Annotated in this window: 21 protein-coding genes, 2 tRNA genes and 2 riboswitches; of the genes, 11 read left to right on the top strand and 12 right to left on the bottom strand. The window is 49.3% G+C overall.

The features are described 5' to 3' along the window. Positions 1-179 precede the first annotated feature (179 nt). From B160_RS0114950 to B160_RS0114975, 4 genes are all read left to right on the top strand, one after another. Complete coding sequence (locus B160_RS0114950) at positions 180-425, top strand: hypothetical protein (RefSeq protein ID WP_018628741.1); 246 nt, start codon at positions 180-182, stop codon at positions 423-425. A 159-nt stretch (positions 426-584) separates the two neighbouring features. Beyond that, entirely contained in the window at positions 585-2,141 is a 1,557-nt protein-coding gene (locus B160_RS0114955) for a sodium:solute symporter family protein (protein ID WP_018628742.1), read from the top strand. A 772-nt stretch (positions 2,142-2,913) separates the two neighbouring features. Continuing rightward, positions 2,914-4,212 carry a DUF3748 domain-containing protein gene (locus B160_RS0114965; protein WP_211218081.1) on the top strand — a complete coding sequence of 433 codons (1,299 nt, stop codon included), beginning with the start codon at positions 2,914-2,916 and terminating at the stop codon, positions 4,210-4,212. A gap of 340 nt (positions 4,213-4,552) precedes the next feature. Next, positions 4,553-5,434, top strand: coding sequence for an AraC family transcriptional regulator (locus tag B160_RS0114975; RefSeq protein WP_018628746.1), 882 nt, complete (start codon positions 4,553-4,555; stop codon positions 5,432-5,434). Between the two features lie 186 nt (positions 5,435-5,620). On the opposite strand, the gene B160_RS29260 is transcribed toward B160_RS0114975, so the two are convergent. Together B160_RS29260 and B160_RS0114985 are read right to left on the bottom strand one after the other, a co-directional pair. After that, positions 5,621-7,309: a glycoside hydrolase family 32 protein gene (locus tag B160_RS29260; protein ID WP_071597045.1), complete on the bottom strand. Its 1,689-nt coding sequence runs from the start codon at positions 7,307-7,309 to the stop codon at positions 5,621-5,623. Between the two features lie 135 nt (positions 7,310-7,444). Continuing rightward, positions 7,445-8,788 (bottom strand): sugar porter family MFS transporter, encoded by a 1,344-nt coding sequence (locus tag B160_RS0114985; protein ID WP_018628748.1) that lies wholly within the window; start codon positions 8,786-8,788, stop codon positions 7,445-7,447. 140 nt (positions 8,789-8,928) lie between these two features. Here B160_RS0114985 and B160_RS0114990 point away from each other — a divergent pair, with 140 nt between their 5' ends. Then, positions 8,929-9,177, top strand: a complete 249-nt coding sequence (locus tag B160_RS0114990; protein WP_026309792.1) for a hypothetical protein — start codon at positions 8,929-8,931, stop codon at positions 9,175-9,177. A gap of 138 nt (positions 9,178-9,315) precedes the next feature. On the opposite strand, the gene B160_RS0115000 is transcribed toward B160_RS0114990, so the two are convergent. From B160_RS0115000 to B160_RS0115025, 6 genes are all read right to left on the bottom strand, one after another. Further along, positions 9,316-10,557, bottom strand: coding sequence for a metallophosphoesterase (locus tag B160_RS0115000; protein ID WP_245562223.1), 1,242 nt, complete (start codon positions 10,555-10,557; stop codon positions 9,316-9,318). A gap of 198 nt (positions 10,558-10,755) precedes the next feature. Next, complete coding sequence (locus B160_RS0115005; protein ID WP_018628751.1) at positions 10,756-10,971, bottom strand: hypothetical protein; 216 nt, start codon at positions 10,969-10,971, stop codon at positions 10,756-10,758. 99 nt (positions 10,972-11,070) lie between these two features. Continuing rightward, a tRNA-Arg gene (locus B160_RS0115010) sits at positions 11,071-11,142 on the bottom strand. Between the two features lie 86 nt (positions 11,143-11,228). Further along, positions 11,229-11,819 (bottom strand): MarC family protein, encoded by a 591-nt coding sequence (locus B160_RS0115015; protein ID WP_018628752.1) that lies wholly within the window; start codon positions 11,817-11,819, stop codon positions 11,229-11,231. Positions 11,820-11,877: 58 nt separating this feature from the next. Beyond that, positions 11,878-12,591: a Dph6-related ATP pyrophosphatase gene (locus tag B160_RS0115020; protein WP_018628753.1), complete on the bottom strand. Its 714-nt coding sequence runs from the start codon at positions 12,589-12,591 to the stop codon at positions 11,878-11,880. A 42-nt stretch (positions 12,592-12,633) separates the two neighbouring features. After that, positions 12,634-14,508 (bottom strand): TonB-dependent receptor plug domain-containing protein, encoded by a 1,875-nt coding sequence (locus B160_RS0115025; RefSeq protein ID WP_157558069.1) that lies wholly within the window; start codon positions 14,506-14,508, stop codon positions 12,634-12,636. 140 nt (positions 14,509-14,648) lie between these two features. Further along, positions 14,649-14,867: riboswitch (cobalamin riboswitch) on the bottom strand. Positions 14,868-15,012: 145 nt separating this feature from the next. On the opposite strand from B160_RS0115025, the gene B160_RS0115035 reads away from it, so the two are divergent. The 4 genes from B160_RS0115035 (at position 15,013) to B160_RS0115050 (ending at position 19,926) form a co-directional block, all read left to right on the top strand. After that, positions 15,013-15,537, top strand: a complete 525-nt coding sequence (locus B160_RS0115035) for a hypothetical protein (protein WP_157558070.1) — start codon at positions 15,013-15,015, stop codon at positions 15,535-15,537. Between the two features lie 99 nt (positions 15,538-15,636). Continuing rightward, positions 15,637-17,070, top strand: a complete 1,434-nt coding sequence (locus B160_RS0115040; RefSeq protein WP_245562225.1) for a TolC family protein — start codon at positions 15,637-15,639, stop codon at positions 17,068-17,070. Between the two features lie 26 nt (positions 17,071-17,096). Next, the gene (locus tag B160_RS0115045; protein ID WP_018628758.1) at positions 17,097-18,470 is read left to right on the top strand and encodes an efflux RND transporter periplasmic adaptor subunit; all 1,374 of its coding nucleotides are present in this window, start codon (positions 17,097-17,099) and stop codon (positions 18,468-18,470) included. Positions 18,471-18,480: 10 nt separating this feature from the next. Further along, positions 18,481-19,926 (top strand): S41 family peptidase, encoded by a 1,446-nt coding sequence (locus tag B160_RS0115050; RefSeq protein WP_018628759.1) that lies wholly within the window; start codon positions 18,481-18,483, stop codon positions 19,924-19,926. Positions 19,927-19,959: 33 nt separating this feature from the next. Here B160_RS0115050 and B160_RS0115055 read toward each other — a convergent pair whose 3' ends face one another. Next, the gene (locus tag B160_RS0115055; RefSeq protein ID WP_018628760.1) at positions 19,960-22,209 is read right to left on the bottom strand and encodes a TonB-dependent receptor; all 2,250 of its coding nucleotides are present in this window, start codon (positions 22,207-22,209) and stop codon (positions 19,960-19,962) included. Between the two features lie 75 nt (positions 22,210-22,284). Then, positions 22,285-22,394: riboswitch (TPP riboswitch) on the bottom strand. 297 nt (positions 22,395-22,691) lie between these two features. On the opposite strand from B160_RS0115055, the gene B160_RS0115060 reads away from it, so the two are divergent. Beyond that, positions 22,692-22,967, top strand: a complete 276-nt coding sequence (locus B160_RS0115060) for an RNA recognition motif domain-containing protein (RefSeq protein ID WP_018628761.1) — start codon at positions 22,692-22,694, stop codon at positions 22,965-22,967. 285 nt (positions 22,968-23,252) lie between these two features. Next, positions 23,253-23,324: transfer RNA gene (locus B160_RS0115065), tRNA-Met, on the top strand. A gap of 83 nt (positions 23,325-23,407) precedes the next feature. On the opposite strand, the gene B160_RS0115070 is transcribed toward B160_RS0115065, so the two are convergent. The 3 genes from B160_RS0115070 to B160_RS0115080 all read right to left on the bottom strand — a co-directional run bounded on the left by B160_RS0115070 (position 23,408) and on the right by B160_RS0115080 (position 26,738). Beyond that, positions 23,408-24,196: a hypothetical protein gene (locus B160_RS0115070; protein WP_157558071.1), complete on the bottom strand. Its 789-nt coding sequence runs from the start codon at positions 24,194-24,196 to the stop codon at positions 23,408-23,410. 33 nt (positions 24,197-24,229) lie between these two features. Further along, entirely contained in the window at positions 24,230-25,384 is a 1,155-nt protein-coding gene (locus tag B160_RS0115075) for a hypothetical protein (RefSeq protein WP_018628763.1), read from the bottom strand. Positions 25,385-25,481: 97 nt separating this feature from the next. Further along, a complete protein-coding gene (locus B160_RS0115080) occupies positions 25,482-26,738 on the bottom strand; it encodes an OmpA family protein (RefSeq protein ID WP_245562226.1) in 1,257 nt (418 codons plus the stop codon). Positions 26,739-26,805 lie beyond the last annotated feature (67 nt).

Raw genomic sequence — 26,805 nt, forward strand, 5'->3', positions numbered from 1 at the left:
GGCAGTTCCGGTGCCATGGCATGTTTCCACCATAGCCGTCCATTTAAGTTAAAAGTGAAGCTGCTGCCGGACCGATTGTTGATCTCGATAGCATTGCACGGAGCGGGCTCCGGAGCGGCCTTTTTTTGACTAACCGGTATCTTGCTTTACATTTGCAGTACCCTCTAAAGATACTGCACATGAAAATCAGATTTCTGAACCGGAACACGGTTCTTATGAACGCGCGTACAAATGCCGATATTGTGAAGTGGATGATGAAACATGACTATGATTCCACTTATTTGCAAAACATGAACCTGTTTATGAAAAGCTATTCGGAACGGAAGGCCCTGTACGAGAATAAAAGCATCCGCTTCGACTCTGTAGACCTTTTTGTAGCAGACCTTGTTTCCAACAGCATTATAGAACTGGTAGACAACGGGTAAATCTCCGTCCGGCCCATTCTGCTGCCTGCCGTTGCGCGGGCCGCCATGTTGGGTAGGATCGTATAAAAAATGGGCAAATATTTAAATTGCCGGATGCGCTTACAGTGATATTTTTACATTCTGAACGAAGAAGCTTCCAATGATCGCTAAATTGTACAGATGAAGAAATTGCCTTTTATTGATTTAAGTGTGATCCTGCTTTACCTGGTTGCCATGGTGCTGGTGGGATATTTATTCTCGAAAAAGAATAAGAATGCGAACCAGTTCACGACCGCTTCCGGCCGTATCCCGGGGTGGGCGGTCGGACTTTCCATTTATGCCACGTTTTTGAGCAGCAATACATTTTTGGGGGTGCCGGGAAAAGCGTTTGGCAGCAACTGGAATGCTTTTGCCTTCAGCCTTTCGATGCCCCTGGCTGCATGGGTAGGCGCAAAATATTTCGTTCCGTTTTACAGGAGTGTGGGGGAAGTATCGGCTTATACCAATCTGGAAAAGCGGTTTGGCCCCTGGGCACGTACCTATGCCGTAATTTGTTTTTTGCTGACGCAGATCGCCCGCATGGGGTCCATATTTTTTGGTTTGTCGCTCACCCTGCAGGCCCTTACCGGGTTCAATATGCAAACGATCATGTTGATCACCGGAGCCTGTATCATCCTGTACACCGTAATGGGAGGTATTGAAGCGGTGATCTGGACAGAGGTGGTACAGGGTATCCTGAAAACCCTTGGGGCCATACTGATCCTGTATCTGATTATTTCCAATGTAGACGGCGGAGCAGCTGCCATCATGGATATCGGAAAGGCGGATCATAAATTCAGCCTGGGTAGTCTGGACCTTGATTTTACCAGCTCTGGCTTTTTGGTGGTGCTGTTATATGGATTCTTTATCAATCTGAACAATTTTGGAATGGACCAGAACTATGTGCAGCGCTACCATACAGCAGCCTCAAAGAAAGAGGCAGCGCGGTCGGTATGGCTTTGTGTATGGATCTATATTCCGGCATCGCTGCTCTTTTTTATCATTGGTACCTGCTTATATGCATATTACCAGCTGAACCCGGAACTGCTGGATCCGGTGAAATTGCAGGTGGCGGCAGAGCGGCTGGGGCAGGGTGCGTCGCCGGCGCAGATCACCGCTATGGCTGCCCAGCTGCTGCCCGGTGATTATGGAGATAAGGTAATGCCGCATTTTATGGTGACCATGATCCCCACGGGGCTTGTGGGGCTGATCATTTCGGCAATCTTATCGGCCGGCATGAGCACGATCAGCTCGGGCATGAACGCCTCAGCCACCGTCTTTGCAGAAGATATTTACAAACGTTACATCCGGAAGGACGTGAGCGATAAACAGGGATTGAGGCTGCTGCACATTGCCACCGTGATATTCGGGCTCCTGGGCATGGTTGCCGGGGTGCTGATGATCGGAATAACGAGCGTGCTGGACATCTGGTGGCAGCTTTCGGGCATTTTTGCAGGGGGCATGCTGGGTCTGTTCCTTTTAGGCATCATCAGTAAACGAACGGGCAATACGGCGGCGCTCCTCGCGACCATTACCGGCATCATCGTGATCCTTTGGATGACCTTCTCTGCCTGGATACCGGAGGAATATCATTATCTGCGAAGCGGGCTGCACGCAAATATGATCATAGTAGTGGGCACGCTGGTCATCTTCCTGGCAGGTCTGTTGTTTACGAAATTCCAAAAGAAAGGGATCTGAACCTGATATGACGGGAACAGTTATTGGGATATTGCTTTTCAGCGCAGCGGTACTCACCGGCAGCAGCAATGTCCGGGCACAGGAGTGGGGAACTGTTCCGGGAACAGTGGTTACTCACAGTAGCGGAAAAGTGGAGATGATTACCTGGCCCGTGAATAATCGGGGGCCACGACATCGTTGATCGTTACCCGGAAATACCGGCATGTTTTTGAGGATGGTTCAGGTTACTTTTTTTTAAGCGCGTTGCGTACCGCGTGTACAAAATCCTGGAAAACACCGGCAAAAGTTGGCAATCTCAATAGCGGTGAATTGGTTTACGCCAGTAAGTTACCGACAACTTTCGTTTTGCCTTCGGCTTTTCCCTGTATTTTACCTTCATATCTTTCTTTTTGAAGGATCTCCTGTGGTTCTCTTTCCACAAATGCAAAAGGATTTCCGCTTTTTAACAGCGCTGCTCCTGCATCATGATCTTGTAATTGTTAAAAGAATAATGAATCGCTGTTCCCGGGAATTCGGAATGGGATGCCTTTCCACAGGGAATCGTCAAAGCGCATAGGTTATGTGTTTGGTCAGGTGCACTTTAAAATCAAGACAATAAAATGAATATGGATAAGATCGTATAATGGGATGCAAAGAAATTAAAAAGGAAATAGGAACGGGGGAAGTATTTTTGAATACGGTGGGGCTGTTAGGATCAATTCTTTGCCAATGAATGATTACTACGATGCTAAAAAGTAAAATAATTTTCGCATGCTCAATAATAGGAATGTTTATGACAATGAATAGTTGTGTATCAGAAAAGAAAGGAAGCAGGATCGTGCAGTTAACACATTCCGCGGCGGGGCACACCTTGCATCACAACGGGGTATTTTCAAAAGATGGACAATGGATCGTATTTGACGGAAGGAATGACGATACAAAGATCGGAGAGACGTCCGTGATCGGGATCGTAGAGGTCGGTACCCGGGAGGAAAGGGTCATTTACCGGACAGAGAATGCAACGCAATATGGGCCGGGGGTGGGTGCAGCCTCGTTTAGCCCGGTAACGGACCGGGTGTTGTTCATTCATGGGCCGACCGGTGCAGACAAAGAAAAACCTTACCATATATCCAGGCGGACCGGCGTGGCCATTGACCTGGAACACCCGTTTCAGCCGGTATGGATGGACGCGCGGGATGTTACGGCTCCTTACACACCCGGCTCCCTGAGGGGTGGCACGCATGCGCACTGCTGGAGTAATGACGGAAAGCTGATCAGCTTTACTTACAATGATGCGTTGGTGGAGCCCGACCTTCGAACGGTAGGGGTGATGTTTGATGCGGGGCATCCTGTTTTGGTAGATGCTGCGGAAGAAAATAACAGCGGTCAGTTCTATGCCACTGTCATTGCTGATACTGTTCCCCTGCCGCGGCCGGGTTCTGATGAGATCAGTAAGGCGTTTGATGAATGCTGGGTGGGAAGAGCGGGCTATACAAACGCTGCAGGCCAGCAGATCCCTTATGCCGTTGCTTTTCAGGGAAATACCCGGAATGAGAGAGGCGAGCCCGTTACCGAGATTTTTATTGCGGCGATCGACCCTGCTGCGATGCGGGACGATACGGCAGCAGTCGGGCCTGCAGGAACGCGGCCGCAGGTTCCAAAAGGAGTGCGGGTACAAAGGATCAGCAGAACCGAAAAAGGCCTTTCTCATGTAAGGCATTGGCTCCGCTCTTCTCCGGATGGCCGGTTTATTTATGCGCTGGCCCCGGATGAAAAAGGCATCGGGCAAATTGTAAGCTGTGCGGTCGGCAGTGGCCGGATCAGCTATCTGACACACAACCCGACTCCGGTTGATTATTCCTTTAATTTGGACAGGAAGGGAAACAGGATCGCCTATGTGACCAATAATAATGTTTTCATATGGGATCTTGCAGCAAATAAAAACAGCCAGGTGACCTTCAACGAACCCGGCGCTCCTGAAATTGTGGGTGCACCGTTGTTTTCCCCCGGTGGCCGCCTGTTGGTCTTTAACCAGTATCAGCCACAGCATGGGCAATTGTTCCTGCAGATCATGGCGGTGGTCTTGCAATAACGGCACTGTGTTCCGTGCCAATTATAAATACCGGATAAAAGAGTCCTTGTTGCGCGTGGGAGACACCGTAAAGTGTGCGGGGAAAAAGGTTGTAAAGTTAGGACGAAGCGGGAAAGGATTTTCCCGGAAATTGCCGGTTTGTTGTACGATCTTATCCATCTGGAGGGGGAATCAGCCCCTGGAAAAACCTTGATTTTTTGTGACCGGAAAGTTCGTTTTTCAAGAAAAATAGACATAAATTCGTATGGATGCATGTGATGCTACGTGGCCGCCTGGCCGGATAATTTTGTATAAACGTCATCGTATGGGTTGCTTGTTTTAATTCTTAACGTTGCAGTATATGAAGCTTCACTTTCACAAGGTGCCGGTTCCGCTACAGGATTCATTTTCGATCCGGCATGATCGTGTACCGAATTTTGGTAAACCCCTTCATTATCATCCCGAACTGGAATTACACTTTACGATAAAGGGAGAGGGGATCCGTTTGATTGGTGATCATGTAGCCCATTTTAAGGAAGGGGAAGTGATCCTGCTGGGAGAAAACCTGCCCCATGCCTGGCGTGGAAAAGAAAATGAGGCAGGGGCGATCATGGATGATTCCTGGGTTGAGGCCATTGTCATACAGTTTTCAGCCGAATGCCTGGGCCGGGATTTTTTTCATTTGCCGGAGGCGTATCTGCTGCCGCGTATTTTTGAGCTGGCGAAAAAAGGACTGCTTTTTCACGGCGAATCCTCGGAGCTTATCAAGGACCTGATGTACCGGTCGGTAAAAGCCACGCGTTTTGAGCGGGTCCTCATCCTTTTGCAGATCTTGCAGGTGATCAGCGAGCGGGAAGAATTTACCACCATCGCTTCCGCGCATGCATTTTATAAACCCAATGAGCATGAATCGGTGCGGTTGAACAACGTGCTGGTATTTACTCTTGCCAACTTTAAAAGGGAAATCTCCCTGGAAGAGGCTGCGGCGGTCAGCAACCTGAGTGTGACATCCTTTTGCCGCTACTTTAAAACGGTCACCAATAAGACCTATCTTGATTTTTTGACCGAGGTGCGCATCAGCCATACCTGCCGGATGATCATCGAAGACCGGTATCCTATTGCCATGATCTGCTTCGAATGCGGGTTTAATAATGTATCGAATTTTTACCGCCACTTTAAAAAGTTTACAGGCATGACGCCTTTTGAGTATAAAAAGCGGTATAATAAGGAAGTGTCTGCATAGTAATCGCGAACGCAAAGCATCTGCAACGATCGTTGGAGGAATACGGCTGCCGAATATATGTGTGAATTCCGCTGGATCTTTGCATATTCTTTACAGTTGAATTGAACCGAGGATATGCGAAGAAACGAAGGGGTATAAAGAGGACAGATTGGTTAGCGAATGGCTGGTACCTTGCATTTTAAATCCCTACTCCCATATACTCTTTAGTGCATATACCTTTAGTTCCGAAACCTTAACCGGGCCGCCTTTCACTGTTAAGGACAGGGACCGGTTGCTGCTGTCGATATTGATATTGACGGGCATGAATACAAGCCCGTTGTTGGCAAAGATCTCCAGGCCGGTTCTGTCTGCATATACCAGTAATGAAAGCCTGCCATTTTGCAGCGGTACGGGCGCCGTTACACCGTCTACAACCAGCTGCTGACGGCCGGTATTGTATATTAGGGGTACGCCCCGCACGTCCAGCCGGATCTCTTTTGCTTTGCCCGGCGTGAGCTCCAATCGTATTTCCGCCAGCTCGATCCGGATATCCTTTAACGGGTTCGTACCATTTTCCCGGATGGTTTTATTTCCGGGGTTGTACATTTTTGTTCTCAGCTGTTCTACTTCTTTTACCGGCATACGGGTCAGCCGGATACCCTCGGGTGTGCCTACCAGTTTGTGCTCCATTGGCAAACTCATCGATTGATTGAAGGGTGTTTTCCCCTTGGCAGTGTTGGTGCGCCACCATCCCATTTCTATCCGGCGGCCGGTGGGCTCATTGCTGAAGGTCTGCGGTGCATAAAAGTCGCGTCCGTATTGGTTTTGCAATTTGCCTGCTTCCTCTGTGAAACGCGTCCCGTCGAAGCTTCCGATGGCATACTGTGTGTTAGCGCCGGTCAGCACCCATTTTTTTACTCCGTTCACGCCCTGCACGGGGAGTTCATAGAACTCGGGACACTCAAAAAGATATCGGTCGTTGCCGGTGCCGCCATAGGTGATGCTGGCCGGCGTCCAGTTCTTCAGGTCGGGGGAGGTAAGGAACTGTATGCTGTGCTGCTCGTTATTGCCACGCTCTACCCATAATACCATTACCCATTTTTTTGAAGGTGCATACCAGATTACTTTTGGATCGCGGTTATCTTTGTTGATGCGCGGTACCACGGCCTTACCGTAGTTATGAAACCGGCGGCCATCCGTGCTCCAGCTCATATACTGGCCCCAGCCCCGTGCTCCTGTATGAAACAGTACCATTGCGGGTTTCCCGTTTTCTCCCAATCCGCTGGTATTGGTGTTATCCACTACGGCACCGCCGCTGAAAACGGGCCCGCCCTGGTCCGGATGCAGGGCATCGTCCAGCTCCTTCCAGTGGATCAGGTCTTTGCTTACAGCATGGCCCCAGGTCATATTTCCCCAGTTGCGACCGTAAGGGTTGTGCTGAAAGAAGAGGTGATATTCCCCGTTGAAATAAACCATCCCGTTGGGGTCATTCGTCCAGCCACGTTTGGGAGAAAAATGGAATTGAGGACGCAGTTTTTCGTGGTATTCATTTGTATTGGTGTCGATGTCACTCTGCCGTACGGGCTCAAATACCTTTGAAGCCGCTGCTACTTTATCCACCCGGAGTTCAATGGACTTTCCTTTCCATCCATCAATGCGCAGATAAGCATACCAGTCCGGCTGTTCTTCTGCCAGTTCCATATCCCAGAACCTTGTGTTGATGCCGTCTACCCAAAGTTCCAGGTTCCGTTTGGGAGCTCCGTTCTTTACAGGCAAGACAAGGTATTTCTTTTCTGCCGTAAAATATGTGCTGATGCTTTTAGTGAGCGACTGCTCCTGTGCATATACCCGAAGGAAAGCAAAAAGAAAGATGCAGATTTTTAGCAAGCGGTTCATGCTGATATCGGTTTTGAGTTTTGCGATCTTTTTTAAGCGGATGTGCATGCATCCCCGCGATCATAAGGAAGCATTCAAAAAATATTTCCGGCGGGAGGGTAACCGGTCATCCTCCTGCCGGCTGCTCCCCGCTCCTTATTTCATCACACCCGTTCCCAGTTTCTCTTCCATCTCTTCCAGCGAAACGCCTTTGGTCTCGGGCATCTTAAACAGCACCCACAACAACTGCAATACCATCATAAGCATAAAGAAAAGAAAGATCTTTGCCGGTCCGATGGCAGGGTCATTGGCAAAAAAGGGAAATACGCTCGTGATGATGGCGGCCATGACCCAATGTACAGAGCTGCCCAGCGATTGCCCATAGGAACGCACCTGGTTGGGAAAGATCTCGGAAATAAAAACCCAGATCACCGCACCCTGACCAATGGCGTGTGCCGCAATGAAAATGAAGACAAGCACCGGTACCGCCATGCCTCCCAGGAATTGAAAATAGAATGCTGCGGCAATAGCGCCCAGGGACAGGATATAACCCAGGGAGCCAATGAGCATGAGCTTTTTTCTTCCCAGGCGGTCGATCAGGTAGAGTCCCAGCATGGTAAAAACGAGGTTCACCAGGCCCACACCGGCGCTTTGCAAAAAGGCGGTGCTTTTTCCCAGTCCTGCCAGCTCAAAGACCCTCGGGGCAAAATAAATGATAGCATTGATACCGGATAACTGATTGAACAAAGCTACCAGCACAGCCATAATGATGGGGCGGGTATAACGCCGGGAAAAGAAAACGGACAGTCCGGCCTTCTTCTTTTCGGCCTCAACATCTGCCTGTATGGACCGGAGCGCCTCTTCCACGCCGTCAGCATCGGATACCTCCAGGATCTTGCGGGCACCGGCATAATCATTTTGATGCACCATTAGCCAGCGGGGGCTTTCGGGCACAAAATACAGCAGCGCTACAAACAGGGCCGCAGGAAGGGCCAGGACCCCCAGCATCCACCTCCAGGCGTCGGTACCCATACCGCTTAACAGGTAGTTGGACAGATAGGCCAGGAGGATCCCAAACACGATATTGAACTGGAATGTGGCAACCAGTTTTCCCCTGTTCTTTGCCGGGGCGATCTCGGAGATGAACATGGGGGCAACCACAGAAGAAGCGCCTACACCGAGGCCGCCCAGGAAACGGAAAAGCATAAAGGTGACCACATCGTGTGCCAGCGCTGACCCTACCGACGAAATAAAGAACAGGATGCCAATCCAGAACAGTACTTTCTTTCGCCCGTATTTTTCTGCCGGAAGCCCTCCAAACAGAGCGCCGATGATCGTACCGTATAAGGCGGATGCCAGGGCCTGGCCGTGCAGTACATCACTCAGGTTCCATATATGCTGTATTTGCTGTTCGGCACCGGAAATGACCGCAACGTCCATTCCGAATAACAACCCGCCAAGGGCGATCACAATGCTCCAGAATAAAAGCTTCCTTTTCATACGTCAATCAGGTGGTTTAAATGTCTGGTAAAGATAACCGCTCTTTTGTTTTGATGTCGGATTCTTTTCTTTTGAGTATAGAGACAGGCTTTTGGACTACGGATTGTTTAGGGGAACGAAGGAATTGATACCCATCCGGTGTGATACGGTATAAGCTGCATACGCCTTTGTTTACCGATTATCCGGTAAAGGACCGTTTTGTTGTGTTGCCCCGCCAAAGCCAGGTGCATTGTGTTGTGAAAGGGCTGCTGCATTTCCCGGATTCAACGGGGATCATTAAAAACGTTGCCTACATCAACGAGCAACACCAGAAGATCATGATCGAAACGCGGATGCTGGTAAAAAACTGCAGACCACGAGTGGAAAGCGATGAATTATTTATGGAATAAAGAACAGACCGACGCCCTGAAACATTTTACCCGGGGTACGGAACGGCAATGCCCGGGCTGGCGCGTACCGTGATCCATAAGGAATAGGTAAAGCGGATCATGGACCGGATCAACGCATGCCACCCAAAAATAAATGCTTTATCGTTTGGTAACTTTGTAGCTGCCCACTTCTTTGCCCGAATCGTCCAGCATGCTTACATTGATATCCTTCTTAGTAGCAGTGATCCGGGTAATGGTACGCGTGCCTTCCCTGGGACCGCCACCAATAATGAGGGGATAGTGGTTCCCGTTCTTATCCGGCGCGTGCACTTTGTACCGGTGTGTGTGGCCGCTCAGCACCAGGTCTACCTTTCCCTTATTCAGCAGCGGCTCAAAGACCTCCGTGCAATGTACAGCACCATGTGCATTGCCCGAGTAGCGGGGCGGGATGTGCATCATTACAATACGGAAAGGCGCTTTTTTAAAAGCCTTGCTGCTGATCTCCTGTTCCAGCCATTTTGCCTGTTCCAGGCGGTAGGCATCAAAATCCACAATGCCGGCATAAACGGGGTGGGTGTCTTCCTTGTCTTCGCCCGTGTCGAGGATCACAAAGCGCACCGGTCCTAATGTAAATGCCGTGTGCCCCACATGATGGAAGTAGGAAGAAAAATCACGGGCAAACTTTCCCCTTGTTTCGTGGTTGCCGCGTACATAAACAAAAGGAATGTTTTTGGCGAAGCTATCGGTACAGGGAATGAGCATATGATCGATGATCTGTTGTTCATTGGTCTGGTAGTCAAAAACGTCTCCGTTAAAAAAGACAAAGTCTCTTTTAGCGCCCTGATCCAGGCCCAGCAGGTGGGGAATAGATTTGGGCCGGTCGTGGATATCGTTCAGCATGACGAAGGAAACACTGTCTTTGGCCGTATCCGTATTGGTGAACTGCTCAGTATTGCCCGATAGGGTTTCTCCGTAAGTGAGCTTATAAGGCTGGAAGTCTTTTATTTCCTTCGAAGCGATTTTGTAATGATAAGTGGCTCCCGGTTTCAGGTTGTTCAGGGTAACGCAATTGATCCTGCCTGCGGGTTTTAATCCCAGCTCGCTTTGGCCAAATGCTTTTTGATCCAGCGCATCTGCCGAGGGGCCGTATTCGACCCAGCTGGAAGCGTTTTTATTGGTGATCCATAAAATGGAGATACTGTTACCGAAGTTTGTCTGTAAATAGGGCCCCGCAACGATCTTGAAATTTTCATCCTGCCGGTCGATCCCGGCGGCAAGTGCCTTTTGAGGATGTAGCAGCGCCATTCCTCCAATGGCCAGACCACCTTTTAAAAAGGAACGCCTGTTCGCTTTGAGTGCATGCTCTTTCATGACAATAGTTGAGTTGATGATTGTTGGCAAAATTGGGGGATTTATTTCTCTTTTCGTAAAGAATCTCTGCAATTAACTGCAAGGGAACCGCAAAGGAATCTGTAAGTGGCGGCTACGATGAAATAACGGCTCCTTAGAGTAAGGAGATCTTTGCGGGCTTCGCGTTAAGGAAAGGCCAGGTTGCGCCCGCTAAACCTTTGCGCCGTTGCGTGAAACAAAACCACCTTGTCAGATCTCCAGCATGGTTTGCTTCAATTCTTCGTAATCTTCTTCGGAAATGGCGATCAGGTATGCAAAGGATCCGTTAGAAAATCTGCTTTTGATGAGCTGTGAAAGATATTGTTCCGGTGTTTCCGGAATGTTTTTTTCTGCGGCATGTAGAAACACATAGGAGAGACTATTGTTAATGTGATCAGGCTGAACTACAAGTTTGTAGTAGTACATAAGCAGAAATTTTTGGCAAAGATAATGGAAATGGCGAATCTGTTTTCGAAGTTGAGACGGCCGGAAAACAAAAAAGCACAGCGTAAAACTGTGCTTTTGTAGCCTCGACAGGAATCGAACCTGTATCTGGAGCTTCGGAAACTCTTATACTATCCATTGTACTACGAGGCCATCTTGTCTTTCAAAAATCTTCTTCCGGAGGAGGTTTTCTCAACCGGCCGGCAAATATAAAGAACTTTATTACAATTCGGGCAGATTTATTGCACATGCTGAAATAAACCCGCAGCATTTGATGCAAATATCTTAATGGCGATGGCCAGCAGGATCACACCAAAAAATTTCCGGATCGCGATCAACCCGCTCGGACCTAATAGTTTTGCAAGCCGGGCAAGGGATTTCAGCACAATATAAATGATCAGCAGGTTCAGGATGATAGCAATCAAAATGGTCACTTCCTTGTAATTCGCCTTTAAAGACATGATGGTGGTGAGCGTTCCGGAACCGGCAATAAGGGGAAACGCAAGGGGAACCAGCGTTGAAGCTTTCACATCGCCGTCTGATTTAAAAAATTCCACTCCAAGCACCATTTCCATGCCCAGGATGAAAATTACGATCGACCCGGCGACCGCAAAGGACTTTACGTCCAGTCCCAGCACATTCAGGATGGGTTCTCCCAGGAAGAGGAACAGGATCATCAATGAGCCGGCAATAACGGTTACTTTAAACTCACAGATGCCGCCGATCTTATTCTTCATGGAAATAAGGATGGGGATGGATCCAATGATATCGATAATGGCGAAAAGTGTAAACGTAACGGTAAGTATGGCCTTGTAATTCAGTGAATCCATGCTTATGGTTTTCCTGCAAAGGTAATTTGTTGCGGGTATAAAACCGCCCGGGGCGGAGTTACTTATTGCTTAAATGAAGATGCCGGAAGCTGACCTGCCGGCTTTCGTCTTCCGGCGACGGAAATGACCGGTTAAAAAAACCGGCGGTCTGGTATGGTACCGGCCGGGCAAAAACAGGTCCCGCATAACAAAAGCTGTGGTATTCGCCGTTTTCACCACAAGGATCAGCGGATGCCGGAAAAGAAGCAACAAGGGCCGGAGAAAGAGGGTGCCCGCAAACCTCCGGATGCAGCATGGAGCCGTTAACGCAGCAGATAACGGCTTTAAACCCCGATTCAAAAAAGTTGCGCAGGTAGGCACCGGTGTCAATGCCCCACAATGGAAAAAGCCCCGTCATGCCCGCCTGCTGCAGCTGTTGTTCCCGGTATCGGCGCAGATCGTTTAAAAACAGGTCGCCAAATGCCGCGGTCCGGATCCCTTCCTGTTTTACACGCATACATACCCGCAGCATTTCTGCTTCATAGCTGCGGCTGTCTGCACCCACGTATATTTTCAACAGGGGAATGCCCGTCTGCCGGGCCTGGGCGGTGATGAGGCCCTCCGGGATCTCGTGCATCGATGACCGGCCGGCCTCATTAAAAACAGTAAGCAGGTACCTTATTTCATACCGGCCGCTTTGCTGCAGCCGGTACAGGCTGTATGCGGCATCCTTTCCACCACTCCAGTTGAGCACTACCGGATTTTTTTGAAGAGGGGCCTTTTGCTTTTCCATATATTGTATGCTGTTGCTGCGGTATGACCACGGGCCTGCCTTTTATAACTGAAACCGGATGCCGGCGCGGAAGGCCCTGCCCCATACAGAATAGCCTTTTGTTTCGTAGTAGTCTGCATTCAGCAGGTTGGTGACCTGCATAAATGTTTTGAGTTTTTGCTCCAAAAAGCCGTATTCGGCGTAGGCGTCCCAGAGTGTATAGGCATTCAGATCCACGTTTGCCCCTTCAAAAGCGTCGGGGGCATAATAGAGATCTTTGCGTTTCCCGTAAAAATTAATATTGGAGCTTACGTACAGGGCCGGCAGGACCTGGTAGCCCACAGAAGCGCCGAAACTGTTCCTGGGACGTTTGAACAGGTTGTTATAGGTTGTATCTTTTCCACTTTGTGTGGCAGTGGTCACCGTGCCTTCCACAAAGGTGTAAAACAGTTTTATGGTTATGGGATCGATCGGCTTCAGCGTTGTTTCCAGCTCGATACCGCGATCTTTCTGTTTGTTGTAATTAACGTATTGGAAATTCTGATCGAAAGTGATGATATCTTTTGTGTTCCTTAAGAACCCAACGATCCGCGCATCTGCTTTTTTATGCGCAGCCGTGTATTGTACACCTGCTTCAAAGGTCTGGGAGGTCTCGGGTTTCAGATCCGGATTGGCACCAAAAGAGCCATACAGCTCTGACAGGGAAGGCGCGCGAAAGGCTGTACCAAAATTGATAAATAATTTCACCTGTTCGTTGATCAGGTAAGAGGGATTGAGCGAGTAGGTAAAATTGTTCCCGAACTTGGAGTGGTTGGTCAGCCTTCCGCCCGCTTCGAGGTAAAAGCCACCCAGGTCCCGGAGAAAAAAGGAGATGTAGGGACTGATCACTTTGCTAAGCGTGTCGGGTGTCGTATTGTTGGGTGCTTTCATTTCCGTTTCGTCGTACCGAAGTCCCGCCAGTGCCTGTACAAAACGCTGCAGGTCCAGCCGGGTATAGACCTCGGCTGTTTTCTTGTTCCCGTTGTATTCTTTTACAAAGCCATCGGGATATTTCCGATTCACTTCATCGTAGGAGAACAGCCCGGTAATGCTGCCTTTGTCAAAATGATACACGCCCTGACTTCCTGCTGAAAGCAGGCCGGAGCGGAACCGGTTTTCGCCGGGAGTGAAAACGTTACGGGCATAGCTGCTTTTGAAATAGGCGTACCTGAAAAAGGGTTTGATGTGAAAATCCCGGGTTATGGCCCCGTCAATATCCATGCTGACAGCATTCCGCAACATGCCGTTATTCGGAAAGTTCTGGGTGCCCAGGGTATCTTTTGCTTCCGGAATCCCTCTTGTTTCATCATGCACGAACGAGATGGCGTAGCTGCTTTCCCCAAAACTCCCGTTCAGACCGGCGTTGGCCTTCAGGCTGTGACGGGATCCATAGGAGATGCCTCCTGCAAGATTTGCGGACCGGCCGCTTCCTTTTTTAGTGATGATATTGATGACACCCGCCACGGCGTCCGACCCATACAGCGTACTCTGTGCACCTTTTAAGATCTCGATGCGCTCGATCTGGTCAAGGGACAGCATCCGAAGGTCAAACGCTCCGCCAACGCCCGTGGGGTCCATCACCGGTACCCCGTTGATGAGGATGGCGGTATAGGCATTGTGTGCGCCCCGCATAAAAACGCTTTTATCTTTACCCGGGCCGCTGCCGGCCCCGTTTACGATGATGCCGGCCTGTTCGTTCAGGAGCTGGGGCAGTTCTTTGCCACCCGCTTTTTCAAGTTCTTCTTTTGAAATAATGGTGACCACTTTCCCGGTTTCACTTAGTTTTTTGGGAAACCGGGTTGCTGTAATGGTCACGTTGTCCATGGACACGGAGTCTTCCTGTGCTGCCAGCAGGCTGCTGCTAATGATAGCAGCCATCATTAAAATCGTCTTTCTCATTTTTGTTGATTTTAAAATGACTGCTCCCGGTGGAAATAGAATAGTAGAAGATTGTTGAAGCAGGAACGTTGTATGGTTGCCTGCAAAACACCACTAATATTGTACTTTTCTCCCGAAAGCTGAATATTGTTTTTCCCGCAGATGCGGACATGGTTCTGGCAGGTCTTCTGGCTCGGCCTTGTTCAAACCTTCCCATTCCGCGTTCAGCGGAACAGTGGCATATACATGAACAACTTTCTCCTTTATCCTTTTTTCAAAGGGGCGGAGGTGGCCTTACAGCTACGGGGATAGCGCCGGACTTTCACCGGACTTCCCTTTTCATTCCCGCAGGGCGGGAAACCAGATCCGGTGCAAAAGTAAGGAGCTGGAATGATACGCATCATTTTTTTTAGTAATTTGCCCGCAAGCAGGTTATTCCCTTTCAGCAATACGCGGTTTGGTTTCAGGCACCCGGGCCCGGTGCGGCCAACCAGCAATAGCCAGAACTTAAAAAAAATATTCCATATGGATGATGATGATTTTTTTGGAGCGGAAGGCGAGGAGTGGAAACCCTTTCACCGGTTGCAGCGTCAACTGGCAAAAAAAGCGCGGGAATTATTACACCTGATCATGAGCCTGGAAGCCAGCTTTGAGATCGGTGAAAAAGAGCGGACGCATCCGGTGCACCTGATGATGGAGAATATTTCTGTTACCAGTGCCAAACTCAGCGGGGCCAAAGTGCTGTATGACGTATATCATGCGCTGATGGAAAATGCCGTGCTGGTGAAAGTGAATATGACGGAGCTGAAGGTGCAGCTGTTTGCAGCCGGTGAATTTTACAAGGGCGACAAGGAATACCTGGATATAATAAAAGAAGAGGTGGAGTCTTTCCGGCTCCTGTTTATCCAGTGGATAAAGACCTTTGATAAAAGCAAAGATTACCCGGATGACTGGCATCTGTTCAACGATCCGGCCGATTTTCCACCGGATGATGAAGACGGGGATTTTGATCCGCGTGATTTTTTGCCGGGTGCAGATGGAGGTGATTAATGGGCAATAACCGGATGACCATTCTTGCGCGTAGCTATATTTCTTTGTAAACCCGGTTGTTGCATCCTGTTTTTTGTCTTTTTCGTCTATTTTTGTGAAATGAAGAATACATTACTGGTATTAACAGCTTTGGGAATGGCAACTGCTGGCAGGGCCCAGGATAAATGGAGCCTGGAACAATGCGTGGCATACGCGGTGTCGCATAATATATCGGTAAAGCAGGCCGATGTACAGGCCCGCGTGGACCGGCTGACGCTGGAGCAAAGCAAAGCTGCATTGTATCCGACAGCCAACACACAGCACAGTATGGGGTACCAGTTCGGGCGATCCATTGACCCTACCTCCAACCAGTTTACGACCAATGAGATCCTTTTTGCGAATCATTCGGTAAATGTAAATGCGGACCTGTTCAACTGGTTCAGAAAGCGAAATACGGTGGCAGCCAACGATTTTGCTTATGAAGCAAGCGTGGCCAGGTTTGATAAGGCCCGTAACGATGTGGCGCTGAATGTAGCCAATGCATATCTGGCGGCATTGCTGTCGAAAGAGCAGATCAACGCAGCCCGTGTACAGCTGCAGCAAAGCCGCGAGCAGCGGGATAATGTGAACAAGCAGGTGGAAGCGGGTGCGCTCCCCGAGCTGAATCTTGCGGAAATGGAAACGCAACTGGCCAACGACAGCGCTACGCTGATCAACGCCCGGGCGGATCTCAGGTTGCGGCTGCTGCAATTGCAGGCCCTGCTGAATCTGGATGCGGCTGATGCCTTTGATGTGCAGTCACCCCCGGTGGACAGCATCCCGGTAGAGCCCCTGGCCGAGCTGGAGCCTGCAGTTGTGTTTACCTCGGCCCTGGAGAACCTGCCCCAGCAAAAGATCAACGAATTGAATGTAAAGGCTGCTGTTAAGAATGTATTGGCGGCAAAAGCGGCGATGTATCCTTCGATCGGGTTGTTTGGGGGGCTGGACTCCCGGTACTCCAATGCGCAAAAGCTGCTGCCTTCCAACTACCAGGATGGGGTGCTGCCCATCGGTTTTGTAGACATCAACGGAACGAACTACGTGGTAAACAGTAAGGAAAAGATACCGACCGGATTTACCAAGAACACCTATTTCCGGCAGCTGAGCAATAACTTCAGCCAGAACCTTGGCATTAGTCTGAGCGTGCCGATCTTTAACGGCCACCAGGCCCGTACCGGCTGGAAAAAGGCAAAGCTGAACGTGGAGTCGCAGCAACTATCGCAGGAGCAGGATGCCCAAACATTAAAGCAGGATATCTACCAGGCGCATACCAATGCCGTGGCAGCCATTGAAAAATACAATGCTGCCAGGATCGCAGTTACATCGGCCCAGAAGGCGTACGATTTTGCCCGGAAGCGGTTTGAAGTGGGATTGCTGAAACCGATCGACCTGATCACGAACCAGAATAATTTGTTTAAAGCAAAGATAAATATGCTTTCAGCTCAGTATGATTACGTGTTTAAACTGAAATTGCTGGAGTTTTACAAAGGGCACGGTATTAAATTACATCATTAATCAGACATCCTGTTTAAAATTTGATCATGAAAAAAAAATGGAAACGTATTTTGCTGGTAGTCGCCGGCTTGGTTGTATTGCTGGTTTTGTTTGCACTGTTTTCCAATAAAGATAAGGGGCTTATAAAGGTTTCAGCTGAAAAGGCAGCGATCCGGTCGATCACGGAAACCGTAACGGCCAGCGGGCAGATCTACCCGGAGTACGAGGTCAAGATCAGTCCCGATGTAAGCGGTGAGATCACGGATTTGACTGTTCAGGAAGGCGACAGTGTAAAAAAAGGTCAGGTGCTGGCCCGGGTATATGCAGATAATTATGCGTTGGACCGGGATGAGGCCTCCGCCCGCCTGGGTCAGTCGCAGGCCAACGTAGCAAACAGCGAAGCTGCATTGGGTGCTCAGAAAGCGACCCTGGAACGGGCGCAGCAGGCTTATGACCGCAACAAACGGCTGTATCAGGATCGGGTGATCTCCAAGGCAGAATTTGAGCAATATGAAACGGACCTTGCATCGGCCAGGGCCAATTATAATGCGAGCCTTCAGAATATACGCAGCCTGCAGGCGGGTGTGCGCTCTTCCCAAACGGGGTTGGTAGCGGCCAATAAAGTGCTGGGCCGGGCCACCATCGCTTCACCCATCAGCGGGATCATTTCTTCGCTGAAGGTCGAAAAAGGCGAGCGCGTGGTGGGTACCGCGCAGATGGCAGGTACTGAAATGATGACGGTAGCGGACATGAATACCATGGAAGTGCGGGTGAATGTGGGGGAGAACGATATTGTAAAAGTTAGCATCGGCGATAATGCCGATATAGAAGTGGATGCCTATAGCGGGCGCAAATTTTCTGGTATTGTTACAAAGATCGCAAGCAGTGTGAAGACATCCGTAACATCAGGCACGGCCACCAGCAATGATGTTACCAACTATGAAGTACGCATCCGTATCGATAAAAATTCTTATCAGGATCTGGTCGATCCGGAGCATCCGAGAAAATTTCCGTTCCGGCCGGGGATGAATGCCAGCGCCGAAATAAAGACCAAGCGAAAAGAAAATATTGTTACCGTTCCGATCTCATCGGTAAATGCAAGGGTGAAGGGAAGCGACAAGAGCCTGAGCGATACACGCAAGGAACAGGAAGCGCAGAAAGGGAATACCAATAATAACCCGGATGCCGAAAGCAGCACCGACGACATGGAAGAAGTGGTGTACCTGGTGATGAAGGACGGGGTGGCAAAGAAGCACATCGTAAAAACGGGGATACAGGACATCAATTATATCGAAATTACCAGCGGGTTAAAGGCCGGGGATGAGGTGGTGACCGGACCGTATAGTGCCGTTAGCCAAACGCTGAAAGATGGTACAAAAGTAAAAGTGGTTTCGAAAGAGGAGTTGTTCAAGGCAAAATGATCATTGGGTAATGTCCCGCTTTTTTGGAGTATGTATTTTCCTGTGTTTTATTTCCGGGGCCCGGGCGCAATATCTTTTTGACCGCCTGGAAAGGGGATATCCTCCCCGTTTGATGAAAGCGGACATCGATCAGCTCTGCAATGATCTGGAAAAATACCACCTGAATCTGTATTTATATGCCTCAAGAGACCGGCTGGATAAGGCAGTTGACAGCCTGAAGGCCTCTTTGACCGGCGCGCTTACCATCCGCGAATTTTATTACCGGTTACAGCAGGTCCTGTCTCTTATTGGTGACGGGCATCTGAAAACGGACTATTTAGAGCCGCAAAAAATAACCGGGGCTGACTGGATAAAATATGGGAAAAAATACCGGTCGCCATTTGAGCAATTCCGGCTGAAATTCATTGATGATAAAATTTATATAAGCAGCAGCAGCGCATCCTGTCAAAAACTGGTGGTGGGCGCAGAAGTGATCGCCATTAACAAGATATCCGCCGCAGCAATTATCGGCCGGAAAATGAGCAGTTCCTTTTCAGACGGGTATAACACTACGTTCAAGTACTACTTTTTAAACAATGGCAGCCTGGACGATCTGTGGAAGCGGGTTTTTAAAACTACAGATCGTCTGCATGTGGTGCTCCGGAACAAAGGCATTGTGGACACCGTGCTCGTTGTTGGTGCCCCCTTTGATGTACGGCAGGCACTGGAACGGAGTAAAGAGACGGTTGCAAATGCGGACCCCGTAGATACGGTCCCCGGCATGATCTATAAAAAAATAGATGCATCAACAGGGTATCTAAAGATCAGTCACTTTCATCCGGATCAGCAGGGGCGGAGCTTCTTTTCAGCGCTTTTGGAAAAAGAGCTGCCGGGCTGCAGATACCTGGTCCTCGACCTGAGGGGGAATTTGGGCGGTGAAATGTTTTATATGCTGGAGGTGCTGAAGGCATTGCTTGTAAAACCGGTGCATGTTCTGAAATTTCCGGGGGAGCTTTTAAAAGGGGTTTCTGTATTTACCCGGAAGAACCCGGTAAAAAGCAAACGGTTGCGGTATGTGAATCAATACCTGCAATTGGGGGTGGATCTCATTTCGCCGGCGGATGCTTCTTATAGGAACAAGCTTTATGTATTGATAAACGGGGGGACCTTCTCCGCAGCAAGTGTGCTGGCCTATGCTCTTGGAATAGATGGCCGGGCGTTGCTCATTGGCGAGGAAACAGGAGGCGGGCGTAATACCATGAACGCGGGTATTCATTTTGAGAATCGGTTGAAAAACACGGGTATTTCCTACTCATTTGGCCTCGTGCCTTTTAATGCTTTTTATCCTTCCCGGGAAAAAGGGCATGGTGTACGCCCCGATATTGCGATTCATTACACCATTGATGATTATATATCCGGCAGGGACCTGGAGCTGGAGGCTGCGATGGAGGAAATAAAAAAGGCCCCAAATGAATAGGGCCTGTTAATGTTTTTGCTGATACCTCAATTCTCAAAGCCCCAAACTCAGTCCGATATTCCAGTTGATGCCCGCCTGCGGAAAATAATAGTTCTCCGTAGTATAAGCGCCTTCCGCCATATAGCTGTAAGTATAACCATTGTTCTCGTACTTTTTGTTGAGCAGGTTATTGACCATCAGCACCACCCCGATATTTTTAAACGTTTTTGTGCTCAATTGGTAACGCAGGCGGAGGTCGGTCAGCGCGTATGGGTTGATGCTCTTTCTTTTATCCGAAGCATTGTCCAGGTATTGCCTGCTTACATATTTTTCCAGGAGATCGACGAAAAAATGCTGATCGCCGGTGACCTGGTATAAGGGCTCAAGCGTGAGGCTGGCTCCGGCGATCGTATTGGGCGAAAAAGAGATATCGGTATTCCGGTACTCCGTAGCTACCTGCCCGCCGTTATCGTAATCGTCTCCGTATTGTGTGATCGACCGGATCTTGTTTTTGCTGAACGTGGCATTGGCGCTCAGCTGCAGCCACTGCAGGGGTTTGAGCCCGGCAGAAAATTCCAGGCCCGCCCGGTAGCTGACCGGAACATTGGTTCGCGCATATGCGCCCACGTCATTGATCTTTCCGGTAAGGATCAGCTGGTCCTTATAATGCATATAATAGCCGTTGACGCCTGCCTGGAAAACGGGTGTGGCGTATTGGTAACCGGCTTCAACATCCTGCAGTTGTTCGGGCCGGGGCTGCTCTTTTTCAGATGCTTCAAAATCATCCCTGTTGGGCTCTTTGTTGGCAATGGCATAGGAGGCATATATTTTGCTGGATGCATGAGTACCATGGGAAATAAAATAGCTCAGACCGGCTTTTGGGTTAAAGAACTGATAAGTATTCTCAATAGCAGGCAGCAATGGCGATTTCCGGAACCCGTTGATGGTATAGGCCACGTTGCGGTACTGAAGGTCGGCGAATCCATAAAGATCAGGAAGCAGCAGCTGCTGCAGTTTTGCATATACGTTGAAATCGTTTTTGAAAGCTGTCAGGTCATACCACCGGTGATCCAGCGGAACACCGTATGCCGCCCATTTTACAAAGCCGTAATGGCTGCCGTCGTAACGGGTGTAAGCGCCGCCCAGTGTAAAATGGGTAGGTGCAGTCGTGTAGGTGGTGGAAAAAACGGCACCGTAGTAATAGTTATCCAGCCAGAGCTGCCGGGTCAGAGCTACTTTTTTCAGGGTATCACCCGGTGCTTTTACAAAATCGGGTAAAGCGTAATCCGAAAACGACTCATCGCCTTTGTATTCATTGTAAAAGCCTTTTCCCCGGGTCAGATAGGTACCGATGTTCACGTTCCAGTTGGCGTTGATCCGCTGGTTCAGGAACAGCTGGTAATAGTCCTGCCGGTAATTATCCGTTTGATCGTTGTAATAAACGCCTTCGCTGATTTCCCCAAGGGTATTGGAGCTCCGGCCTTGTTTTTCCAGCTCTTTCTGGTAGTCGACCGGGTTATCCTGGTCGGTAAAGGCGATTCCCAAACCATTCCACGCCTGCCCGGTCCGTTCTTTACCGGTGAGGTAATTGAATTTGATATTCGTGGCTTCATTCTTCGAGGTCCAGGAACCGATCACATGCGCCGCCAGCAGATCCGAGAAGGCCCGGTCGACAAAACCGCTGGAGCTGAGTCTCGACAGGCGGACGTCGAACTGAAAGCCCCCTTTCAGCAACCCGGTATTGGCCTGCAGGGTATGTTTCCAGGTATTGAAAGATCCGTAGGAATTACTGACGGATGCACCGGGCGTTTTGTTTTGCTCCAGGTTGGAAATATTCACGGAGCCGCCAAAGGCGCCGGATCCGTTGGTGGATGAGCCCACACCGCGTTGGATCTGTACCGTGGTGGTAGATGAAGCCAGGTCGGGCAGGTCTACAAAAATAGCCGCCTGGGATTCCGCATCATTTACCGGTATACCATTCATGGTCACATTGATGCGTGTCATATCGGTACCGCGGATCCGCAGTGAGGAATAACCCACACCCACGCCATCGTCCGAGCTCACGATCAGCGACGGGGTCTGGCTGAGGAGGTAGGGCATGTTCTGTCCCAGGTTCTGCTTTTCGAGGTCCTTTGAGGTAACGTTAGACGTGGCAAAAGGAGCTTTACTGCTTAGCCGCAGCGACCGCACCTCCACGGGCGACATTAAGTAAAAGCTGTCTGCCTTTGTAATGGCAGAATCCGTTTGGGCAAAGGAGATCTGTGCTGCCCATAGCAGGCAGCCGGAAATGAATAGCCTCTTCATTTGTTTTTTTCATTTTTTGGGCCCTGCATTGATCTGCGGGGCGGGTTAAAAAAAATAATGAGAGGGAAATGCTGAAAAGAAAGGAGCCATCCTTCCCTGCGCAGGCATTACCCTGATCAGGTTTACGGGTATCATCTCAGCCTTCATCCTGCTGTAGCAGGAATCAAGCACCCCGGGAAACCTGCCCGTTCCGGAAAACGGGCATTAGAAAATCGTATGCTGTCTGATTACGGCCATCAAACAGCCCTTTTTGTTTAAAAGAACGGCGCGAAATTATCAAAATTTAGTTATAAAACCATAACCGGAAAGAAAATGTGCTTTTTGTAGCGGCAGCTGCTTACCTTTGCATGGTTAGTTTGAATAGAATACATTTTGTAATGTTTTGCTACTTGATCCGTTAAGCAATCGCTGCATCTGGTTTATAAGCCTTTCCTTACACTGTTTTTTTTCAAAGATTTTATTATTTTAAATTTTTCATTTACATGAACATTTATGTTTCGAACTTAAGCTTTATCGTTCGCGATGAGGACCTTAAGGAATTTTTTGTTGAGTATGGCGAAGTGAGCTCCGCAAGAGTGATCACCGATAAGGTTACCGGCCGCAGCCGCGGTTTTGGTTTTGTGGAAATGCCCGACGATGAGGCTGCCCGCAAGGCCATTAAAGAGTTGGACGGTGGTACAGTGGACGGTCGCGCCATTAAGGTAACCGAAGCCCGCCCCCGGGAAGAAAAGAGCACCCGCTCTTATGCTAAATGGTAATGCGGTTCTTTAAAACATAGCTGCGGGATTTGCCTCAAAGGGCACCGGCAGACGATCTGGATGTCATCATCAGCAATTAGCGGATGATGGCATTTTTTTTGGGACGGGTCAGCCCTTGAGCAACGCAATGATTGTAGGCTCTTTTCTCACAACCGTATTTTGACTGCCCCGGATACAATACACTCAGATCCCTGGGCCCTTAAAAAGGATCGATCCCGGAAAAAAAAACAGGACACATTCTTTCCGGATTCTTTGCCAGGTAAAAGAAATCCCCTATCTTTGCAGTGCGAGGTAGAGCAGCGGTAGCTCGTCGGGCTCATAACCCGAAGGTCCCAGGTTCGATCCCTGGCTTCGCAACTGAATCAGATCCCACTAAAAAGTGGGATCTGTTATTTTTATGCTATCTACACCGCATGAGTTTTAAAACACACCCTGTTGATTTACGGGTGGTCTATTTTCGTCAGCTCTGTTATTGTAACACCGCCGGTCTTTAAATTGGTTTCAGAGCCTTTTACAAATCCGATGCCGGGCGCAAACCATTCTTTTCTGTCCAGATCGGTTTCATAATCGACGACCTGCTGCCCCGTGGCATCGGTAGCAACGCTGTGAAAATGACCTTTGGAGATATAATGCACCCTGATGCAATCAAATGTTCCCAAAGCAATGGTCACCTTGCCCAGGGAATCGATTTGTCCCGGTGTTACTGTTGTGGTATTATCGGTGATCAGGGAAGCCTCTTCGTCCAGTTGTTCCGAGTGCCATTTGGTATATATGTTTTCGGGAAACACCACAGCATTGCGCTGGTTGCTGTGCGGGATGGTCATGGCGTAAGGGTGCTCTTCATGCGTAAAAACATCGAATTGCGCAGCAAGCTGATCAAGGGTTTGATAGTAGACCGGAAGCGGTGCAACCGTTTGGATGGTCTTTTCTTTGTTGTGCACCATATAAAACGGCGCGCTGATCTCCGTACCCGTCACGATGCTTGTTCCTTTTGCAACGGTGTACCCCGAGGAATCGTAAACATCTGTTATTCTGGTAACAGAAGATCCGCCGGACTCATCGCCGGAAGTAATGGTATACGTCAGCTTCAGTCCCTTTGTTTGGGGCATATAGCCGTCCCCTGCCGGTATGTTGCGGGGTAAGCTGGTATCCTTTTTATTGCAGCCCAGGAAAACGGTCATTGCTGTAAGCAATAATATCCGGCAGGGCATTGGGTATTTGTGGATCATGTCTGTTTGTTTTTATGGAAACGGATGTTGCTGTTAACGCATGCTCTCTTTTAGCTGGTGATAATCGATGCCTTCGAAAATGGTCCGGGTCTTTTCTTTTAAAGGATCCGGGCAAAACTGCTGGTCGTACCAATAAGCGACTGCTATCGCCTGTGTTTTTGTGGGTGGTTGAGTGTTATCGTAATAATCCGGGTTGACGATGTATAAGGGCCAGCCTTCTTTTCTTCCATAAGGGACCAGGTACGGCGGCATGCGGTTACTGTACCGGGTGCTTTCCATATCTACATAAGCCGTTGCGGCTGCCTCACCGGGAGGCATTTCTGACAGCAGGGTTTTGTAGCTGCGGATCTGCTCCTGGTGTTGTCCTTTTTGTGTTTGCAGTTTGCGGAGGGTGCCTTCTATTATGCTGATGCCGTCTTCAATAGCCTTTTGTGCGTTCTTAAACACCGGCTCTTTCAGGTTTTTTTTTGATTGGGCGATCTGTTCCTGGCAGCCGGTTATTTGTGCTTCCGTTTCTTTGATGCTGAATTGTTCTTTAGCTATTAAATATTGTACGTAATCTTTCCGGGTAAAAGCGACGAATATAGGTTTGGGATTGCGGCGCAGTATACGGATGCAAAAATTGCGGTAGTAGCCCGCGTTGAACGGATAGCTTTTGAAGCTGTAAGCAGTATAATCGGCGGTAGAATCGGTTACCGGTATGCGTTGAAAAGGGTGCGGGATTTTTAGTTTTTTATCATAGGCGTCAAAAAAGCCGGCCTTATTTGTAAAGAAGTCTTCGGGGTTCAAATACATTTTTATATATGCCGGGGCTTCATCGGCTTTTTTAATAGTGCCGTTTTTGCCGGATATATAATTGAAAAGAAAAATATTGAAAGTGCCGGTATGCCGTTTTTCTCCCAATTGCGGCTGAAATTTTGAAACGGTGGTAAAGACCAGCGCTTCAAATCCCCGGGGAGTAGCCAGCGTTTTGCAGGCCAGGGTGCCACTCAGTATTTTGGCAAAAGTCGTATTGAGCATTTTCGACGTTACGCCCTTAAATATACCGTTTGCGGGCAAACCGGTTATTTTGCCGGGCCGCTCGGAAAGTGCGCCGGGCTGTGCCTGTACGGACAGGCTTGCAAACAGGAAACTGATCATAAGGAACGGCTTCAGGCTCCTGTATTGATATGCATTGTTTTTCTTCATGGCGGAAGAGCTGTAAACTGTTTTTTTATGGTGTGGAACAGCCCGGGTGCTCGCAGATGCTTCTAATGCAAGTAGAGAAGCATTCCGTTTGGAGCGTTCATTTCCGGAGGAATTCTACCCTACGGTTATTGGCTTTGCCTTCGGCATTGTCATTGTTATCCATGGGTTTTGTTTCGCCGAAGCCCTTTGCGGTAAGGCGGCCTCCATCAATGCCCATGTTTATAAGCTGCGCTTTTACGGCATCGGCCCGGGCCTGTGAAAGTTTCATATTCGCCTCGTCGTTGCCGTCGCTATCCGTATGCCCGTCGATTTCGAAATTCAGCTCGCTGTGATCTTTCAATAGCTTCACAATTTCATTTAATGTGCCCATGGACTCGGGCCGGATGGTGGATTTGTTTACGTCGAAGCGGATGCCATGGGTTACGAATTTCCCGGTGGTAACGATCTTGTTGTACTGGTCATCGCCACCGGCAGCCAGGCGGAGGTTTTTTATTTTGATACCGTACCGGCCGGCTTTGATATAGAACTTGTCGGCGCCTTCGGGAAGGTTGTTAACAGCAGCAACCCGGTATGCGTCGATATATGCTTTCCCAATATTTTTGCGGACGTAAATGGCAATATGGTGCCAGCTGTTCCCTCCGCCTAATGATTTTTGAAGTGCCCCGGTTAAATTTTGAATTCCGGAATTGCCGAAGGAGCATTGGGATGCGCCGTTGATCACAAAAGCATAGGCACCACCGTTGTAGTAATTCTGGTCATTTCTTTTGCTGAAGCCGACCCGGAAGTCGCTCACATACCTGAAATGGTCGGCGTCGTTTTCCCACATCAGATCAAATTCAAGGGTGAACTGTCCGGGCAGGTAATGATCCGTGCTCATCAGCGGCTCAACGGCTGTGCGGGCATCGGGCTCAAGATGCAGTATCTTTTCGCCCTCGTAAGTTTGTATTTCAGCCGTTCCTTTCTGAACGGTATAGCGCGCCGGCAACTCGGCATCGGCTTCGTTGCGCATATCGGGCTGGAAGAGGATGCGGTTACCGGGTACAAAATCATAGTTTTTATAATTGGCTTTAGCCGGTTGGGGGGGTATATGCGCCGGGGCATTGTTCCCGTCTTCCGGGTCCGCGGCATCGCTGGTGGTTTTTTCGCTCCCTTTCATGCCATTGATCGCATCGTTCGTTGCTTTGTCGATCGCGCTTTCGGTGGCGTTGCCCGCTTCGCGTACGGCTTTGTTTTCTGCCCGGCTTTTTACTTCGTTGCCAAGCCGTTTTAAAAACTGGCTTTGTGCAGGAATGGGGCATAGCAGTGGAATGAATAGTACGGAAATACGCATGAAGAGCGGTAGGGGGTGTTGCATATCCTTTTATTTAAGCTGGTGAATGATATCCAAAGCAAAGTTCCACCCCGCAGCAGTTCCGGACAAT

This window comes from Niabella aurantiaca DSM 17617, from assembly GCF_000374125.1.
GTDB classification, from domain to species: Bacteria; Bacteroidota; Bacteroidia; order Chitinophagales; family Chitinophagaceae; genus Niabella; species Niabella aurantiaca.

Excerpts from the sequence above, each read along its gene's own strand:
- B160_RS0115025 (WP_157558069.1), bottom strand. The coding sequence starts at position 14,508 with ATGAGAAAGACGATTTTAATGATGGCTGCTATCATTAGCAGCAGCCTG.
- B160_RS0115020 (WP_018628753.1), bottom strand. The coding sequence starts at position 12,591 with ATGGAAAAGCAAAAGGCCCCTCTTCAAAAAAATCCGGTAGTGCTCAAC.
- B160_RS0115005 (WP_018628751.1), bottom strand. The coding sequence starts at position 10,971 with ATGTACTACTACAAACTTGTAGTTCAGCCTGATCACATTAACAATAGT.
- B160_RS0114985 (WP_018628748.1), bottom strand. The coding sequence starts at position 8,788 with ATGAAAAGGAAGCTTTTATTCTGGAGCATTGTGATCGCCCTTGGCGGG.
- B160_RS0114950 (WP_018628741.1), top strand. The coding sequence starts at position 180 with ATGAAAATCAGATTTCTGAACCGGAACACGGTTCTTATGAACGCGCGT.
- B160_RS0115055 (WP_018628760.1), bottom strand. The coding sequence starts at position 22,209 with ATGAAGAGGCTATTCATTTCCGGCTGCCTGCTATGGGCAGCACAGATC.
- B160_RS29260 (WP_071597045.1), bottom strand. The coding sequence starts at position 7,309 with ATGAACCGCTTGCTAAAAATCTGCATCTTTCTTTTTGCTTTCCTTCGG.
- B160_RS0115075 (WP_018628763.1), bottom strand. The coding sequence starts at position 25,384 with ATGAAGAAAAACAATGCATATCAATACAGGAGCCTGAAGCCGTTCCTT.
- B160_RS0115045 (WP_018628758.1), top strand. The coding sequence starts at position 17,097 with ATGAAAAAAAAATGGAAACGTATTTTGCTGGTAGTCGCCGGCTTGGTT.
- B160_RS0115015 (WP_018628752.1), bottom strand. The coding sequence starts at position 11,819 with ATGGATTCACTGAATTACAAGGCCATACTTACCGTTACGTTTACACTT.
- B160_RS0115080 (WP_245562226.1), bottom strand. The coding sequence starts at position 26,738 with ATGCAACACCCCCTACCGCTCTTCATGCGTATTTCCGTACTATTCATT.
- B160_RS0114975 (WP_018628746.1), top strand. The coding sequence starts at position 4,553 with ATGAAGCTTCACTTTCACAAGGTGCCGGTTCCGCTACAGGATTCATTT.
- B160_RS0115060 (WP_018628761.1), top strand. The coding sequence starts at position 22,692 with ATGAACATTTATGTTTCGAACTTAAGCTTTATCGTTCGCGATGAGGAC.
- B160_RS0114955 (WP_018628742.1), top strand. The coding sequence starts at position 585 with ATGAAGAAATTGCCTTTTATTGATTTAAGTGTGATCCTGCTTTACCTG.
- B160_RS0115035 (WP_157558070.1), top strand. The coding sequence starts at position 15,013 with ATGGATGATGATGATTTTTTTGGAGCGGAAGGCGAGGAGTGGAAACCC.
- B160_RS0115040 (WP_245562225.1), top strand. The coding sequence starts at position 15,637 with ATGAAGAATACATTACTGGTATTAACAGCTTTGGGAATGGCAACTGCT.
- B160_RS0115070 (WP_157558071.1), bottom strand. The coding sequence starts at position 24,196 with ATGATCCACAAATACCCAATGCCCTGCCGGATATTATTGCTTACAGCA.
- B160_RS0114965 (WP_211218081.1), top strand. The coding sequence starts at position 2,914 with ATGACAATGAATAGTTGTGTATCAGAAAAGAAAGGAAGCAGGATCGTG.
- B160_RS0115050 (WP_018628759.1), top strand. The coding sequence starts at position 18,481 with ATGTCCCGCTTTTTTGGAGTATGTATTTTCCTGTGTTTTATTTCCGGG.